Annotated in this window: 1 pseudogene; it reads left to right on the top strand. The window is 40.4% G+C overall.

Annotated features, from left to right (window positions below):
• Positions 1 to 307: pseudogene (locus A3766_RS30530) on the top strand (mannose-1-phosphate guanylyltransferase); the annotation flags it as partial.
• Between the last annotated feature and the right edge of the window lie 238 nt (positions 308 to 545).

The raw sequence follows: 545 nt of genomic DNA, 5'->3' as shown, positions 1-545 counted from the left end.
GTCGCGGGAGGCTTATCTCGCGCTAGTGGATAATCCTGAGCACAATTTAAAAGGGGATTTTGTCTTACAAAGTAGCGGTAAGTTGTCAGCGAATACAAATGATGGCAAGCACCTGACCTATGCCGGAATTGCTTTGTTTCACCGAGATTTCTTTAAGGATATAAAACCTGGCCCTTCGCAATTGGGCCCTCAGCTACGAACTGCGATTGAAGCACAGCGAGTTGGTGGTGAGCGTATCCAGAGCTATTGGCTCGATGTTGGAACGCCGGGGCGCTTACAAACACTCAGGGATAGAGTGTCAGCATAAACAGGCAAAAATATGACGGTTTTATTTGTTTGTGTTGACGAACTTTTGGCTCCTTTCTTCATGCCTTAGATTGAAAGGCTAGTTTTTAATATTAGCTTTATATAAAGTATTTCAAGTTAATTTGTTATTTAACAATAGCTTAAGTTTAGTTTTCTAGGCTTTGCTTATCGCTTCAGGTTTTGTTTTTTCCAAAATCACCATTAGGCGCAGTTTATGCATATTCCATTAGAAATATTTA

It is taken from the genome of Oleiphilus sp. HI0132 (assembly GCF_001635845.1).
Note: the sequence above shows the minus strand (reverse complement) of the source record. Positions and strands in the feature narration are given on the sequence as shown.